Genomic DNA, 4,904 nt, shown 5'->3' with positions numbered 1-4,904 from the left:
GGGGAGAGCTTCCTGTAGCTGCAGTTGTATGGAAAGATGAAGAGGATCCTGACGGATTAGTCCAATACTCTAAGGAATATCTTGCAAGATACAAAGTCCCTAGAAAGATATTTACCATGGATGAGCTTCCAAGGGTAAATGGCTGGAAACTCCTTAGAAGAGAATTAAGGGAAATGTATTCAACTAATCCAGAAGAATAATTTCTCATTTTTTCTTTTTTATATTTTTATAAAAACTTAATTCTTATTTTTTTATTTTTTTTAATCTCAAATTTTTTTCATCTAATTTTCACACCACATTACTTTATAATTTCTTATTTTGTAAAATATTTTAATCTTTTTCTATATGAATAGATAATAAAAAAATAATAAATTGAACAAAATAATAAAAAATATTAATGTTACTAGGTTAAATATTATACAATTATAAAAAAATCTAAACAATATCTAGAAATAATTAAAAATATTTAAATACTTTATACAATATACTATTAAACATAAAATCATAAGATTTTATGATAAAAGAAGGTGAAAAAATGGGTAAACTAGACGGAAAAGTAGCAATCGTAACTGGATCAACCTCCGGTATGGGCCGTTCTACAGCTAAATTATATGCTGAAGAAGGTGCAAAAGTTGTTGTAACTGGAAGAAACGAAGAAAGAGCACAAGCTGTAGTAGATGACATTGTAGCAGCTGGTGGAGAAGCATTTGCAGTTATTGCTGACATGGCTAATGTTGACGACATTAAAAAGATTTTTGACGCAACCATGGAAAAATATGGTACTGTCGACATCTTATTCAACAATGCAGGACTTTTAAGCGTAACCCCTCTCTTAGACATTACCAAAGAAGAATGGGACAAAGTATTTGCAGTTGACGTATACGCTCCATTATACTTAACCCAATTAGTAGCTCCTGTAATGAAAGAAAAAGGAAAAGGTGTTGTAATCAACACTTGTTCAGTAGCATCCTACGCTGCACACTTCGGATTTGTAGGTTACATCTCATCCAAACACGCTATTGCTGGTCTTACCAAATCCATGGCATTCGAACTTGGTCCAGAAATAAGATGTAACGGTATTGCTCCTGGTGCTATCCACACCGCTATGGTAGATAGTATTGGTGGAGTAGAAGCATTACAAATGATGGTTGACGGAGCACCTATGAAAAGAGTAGGTCAAGGAGAAGATATTGCTGCATTAGCATTATTCCTTGCTTCTGACGAATCTGAATTCGTAGACGGTCAAATCATCAGATGTGACGGCGGATTTGAGTGTTAAGTTTTTTAAAGTAGTTGGATTTTTATCCTCTACTACTATTTTTATTTTTTAATTTCAATCCTAATTTTAGCTATTTTTTAAAAAAAAGTTCATAATATTTCTATTTTTAATTTCAATTCTATTTCAGCTATTTTAAAAAAAAAATAAGTAATATGAAAAAAAACTATTTTTAACTATTTTATTCTAATAGTATTCTTAATAGTTAATTTTCCATATGTTGAATAGATTACATATTTGCCTCTTTTCAAGTTTTTAAGGCGTAATGTAGCTATTCCTTTAGAATTGGTTTTTCTTTTGTATATTTTGGACTTGAACTTGAATTTAATGTATTTGTATTTCAAGATCTTTCCTTTGGAATTGACCAATTTAGCAGTAAACTTGATAGTTTTAGCTTTCTTTTTAGTAATGTTCTTTGTAATGACAGTGGATTTTACAGTAACATTATTCTTAACAATAAATCCTTTATAACTAGCTGAAATTGCATATTTTTTAGGTTTTAGGCTTATTTTCAAGTAAGCATATCCTTTATTATCTGTCTTTCTGCTATAGGTTTTACCGTTAATTGTGAACTTTACAGTGACATTCTTTGCAATTCTACCATAGTCATCATAAACCCTAACCTTATAGCTGGAACCTGCACCATAATACATTACCAAATTCTTATTCTCGGTGATTCGCTTGAGAACTTTAATAGTTTGGGTTTTCTCCTCTAATGTGACAGGATTCTTAATTGTAACCTTGTAAGTTCCAGGTTTAAGTGTATTGTTTATGATGATTCTTCCATTGCCATCTGTATTTAAATTGTAAGTTTTGCCTGCAAAGACAATTGTTACAGTCTGATTAGCCAAAGGATTGGAATCCTTATCCAACAGGCTTACGATATATTTTGATCCGTAAGTGTAATTGCTGGAAGGAAGATTAATGCTTGATTTTACATTAATTGATTGATTAAATGATGAAGAACCATAACCACTTGCATTAAATTCAACAAAGATTTCATTTAAACCAATTGGGAAAGCATAAGTAAGTTTTGCCACTCCCTTAGATACATTTACAGGAACAATCTTGCAGGATAAATTGAAAATCACTCGACCACAATCAACTGGAATGCCAAATTGATTTAAAACATATGCTGTGATATTTACAGGATTGAAATCATCATAATCAATAGCTAATGACGTTACAGTGTTTATTACATTAGATACAGTGAATGCTTTAATACAAGCCACTTGGGAACTATAATTGTGTTTTTCATACTCATTCCATTCCAAATCATAGAGATCTTCCCAGTTTACACCATCATAACTGACGAATGAAATGGCTTCTTTATAGAATTCATTGTTTAAGCTTACCTTTTCAGAAATAGGGAATCCTGCATCCCCAGTTACATTTATCTTAAAGACAACTTCAAATATGTCTCCAACACTAAGTGGAATGTATTCAAGAAGATCGATTGTCCAATAGCCCGGATTAGAAAAACCAGATTTGCTTAATTTCAATACATCATTTACATAAACAGACAAATCCCAATTGCTTGGCTTTTCAAAATATGTGGAAACTGCAGATAAATATTCATTATCCGTAGCATTGAAAATATTTTTATACCAGACAGTATCGGTTTCATTGAAGAAGTAATCAGTTACCGCCAAGTCATATTGATAGTTCTTGTCGTATTTGATAGTGTCATTTAATACAAATACAAAAGCGCCTTTATATGTTCCTGGCTTAAATGCACTTACATCATAATAAGATAAGTAGAAATATCCGCCATTACCCCAAGTTTCATTCCAACTGTTTTTTGCTATCCATGCACCTTTTCCAGGAGCATTTGGAATGTCTATATCATCATCCCAACCAATTATGGTTACAGCATGATTGCATGAAGCATTATTATCATTATAAACATATTTTCCAATAATAGGATCTGTTTTAGTACGCATTCCCAATGAAGCGTAAGCAGCACCATATTTCATGATAGCTGATTTTATCATATCATTATCAGTGAAATTATCCCTGTTTAAGTAAAGAATATTCTGAATATGCATTAAACTGCTTAATAGAGGGGATAGAATACTGTTACCAGTATATCTGTCTTCTTCATCATATACTGGACCTAACCAGCTTGTAAGATAACCAATGGCTAACTTCTCGTTTCCACCATCATTGGTTGACCAATTCCAACCATAAGGGGAGTATAAGGCTGCAAGGTTTTTCATATTCTCTTCTGAAAAGTCTATTAAAACTGGTAAACTTACATTGTTATTCAATAATTCTAAAATATCTGCATATTCCTCATTAGTGTAAATCAAACCTGAACTGTTCATATCATAAATCGCTTTAATTACAGCAGATTCAAGACTTGCAATTGATGCAAAAGCCCAACAATTACCTCCATCACCTTGATTTTTAATTGTACTAACCAATCCGGAATCTAACAGACTGAAATAAGATGGAATTTCACCAAAATCATCAGTGTAGTTAATTCTAAAGAAAGTGTAATTGTCTGAAATAGCAATCAAATCGGATTTTTCTAATGTGTCATTATAACTGACTGCAGAGTTGTTTTCAAAATAATTGTTAGATATTGTATAATTTTGATTATAGAAAGTGTAAACTGCACCTGCAGAGCTATTTGCAATGTTATTGGTGAAGTTATTGCCTTCAATCAAGAATCCATTTTTGCTGAAAATGAATACTGATCCACCATCATTTGCATTGTTCTTATCAAAAGAAGATGAAGTGAGACTTAAATTACCATAAAGCTGATAAATTGCACCACCATAATATTTTCCAGTGTTATTTATAAAATTACAATTGCTTATGCTTACATTGCCTCCATTGGAGAATATAGCCCCACCATAGCGCGCATAATTATTATAGAAACTGCAATTGTTTAAAATAACATTATTGGATCCAGTGCAATAGATTGCTCCACCACAAGAAGTGCCTGAATTATCCAGTCCCACAGCAGTAGTATTGTAGAAATTAACATTTGAAGCATTTAAAAGAGTGTCGCTTTCAAAAGATATGACTTGGATATTGACAAAACTAATGTTTTCAATATTAAAGGCCTCATAGAAATCAAACCTATGATAATCATCAATTCCGTTGATGATTGTATTGGATGAATCCTGCCCATAAATGGAAACATTAAACATATTGGTTGAATAAGGAGTGTAATTGTAAATTCCGCTAGCAAAGTGTAAAATGGAGTTTTCCATTATCCTATCATCTGAGAATGTCTTATATGGATTATCAATGGAACCATTCCCATTATCATCCAAAGCACTGGAATCAAAGTATATTTCCATTTTTGGCTCTTCCTCAGGGATATCCTCGTCTTCACCAGCAATTAGATCATTATCTGGACTATCACTAATCAAAACATCATCAATTGAATCATCAATCATAATATTATCATCTATTGAAACCACATTGTCATCTGCAGCGAAGCTGGCAGGAATGATGACCAATAATGATAGGATTATTGATAAGATAATGATTGCATTAAATTTTTTCTTTAACAATTTTTCACCCTATTATAATATAAGTTATTTACCTATTTAATTCTAATTGTATTTTTGACAGTCAATTTGCCATAAGTTGAATAAATGTAATATTTTCC

2 protein-coding genes and 1 pseudogene are annotated in these 4,904 nt (G+C 31.7%); 2 read left to right on the top strand and 1 reads right to left on the bottom strand.

Annotation, left to right across the window (positions count from 1 at the left end; genetic code table 11):
- A pseudogene (locus QZZ11_RS01160) lies at positions 1-200 on the top strand (long-chain fatty acid--CoA ligase); the annotation flags it as partial.
- A 314-nt stretch (positions 201-514) separates the two neighbouring features.
- Positions 515-1,279, top strand: a complete 765-nt coding sequence (locus QZZ11_RS01155) for a glucose 1-dehydrogenase (RefSeq protein WP_292472759.1) — start codon at positions 515-517, stop codon at positions 1,277-1,279.
- 173 nt (positions 1,280-1,452) lie between these two features.
- On the opposite strand, the gene QZZ11_RS01150 is transcribed toward QZZ11_RS01155, so the two are convergent.
- Positions 1,453-4,806 carry a C1 family peptidase gene (locus tag QZZ11_RS01150; protein ID WP_292472757.1) on the bottom strand — a complete coding sequence of 1,118 codons (3,354 nt, stop codon included), beginning with the start codon at positions 4,804-4,806 and terminating at the stop codon, positions 1,453-1,455.
- Between the last annotated feature and the right edge of the window lie 98 nt (positions 4,807-4,904).

Source organism: Methanosphaera sp. (genome assembly GCF_016282985.1).
Lineage (GTDB): Archaea > Methanobacteriota > Methanobacteria > Methanobacteriales > Methanobacteriaceae > Methanosphaera.
This window is presented reverse-complemented; position numbering and strand designations above follow the sequence as displayed.

Coding starts and splice junctions, on each gene's coding strand:
- QZZ11_RS01155 (WP_292472759.1), top strand. CDS start 515: ATGATAAAAGAAGGTGAAAAAATGGGTAAACTAGACGGAAAAGTAGCA.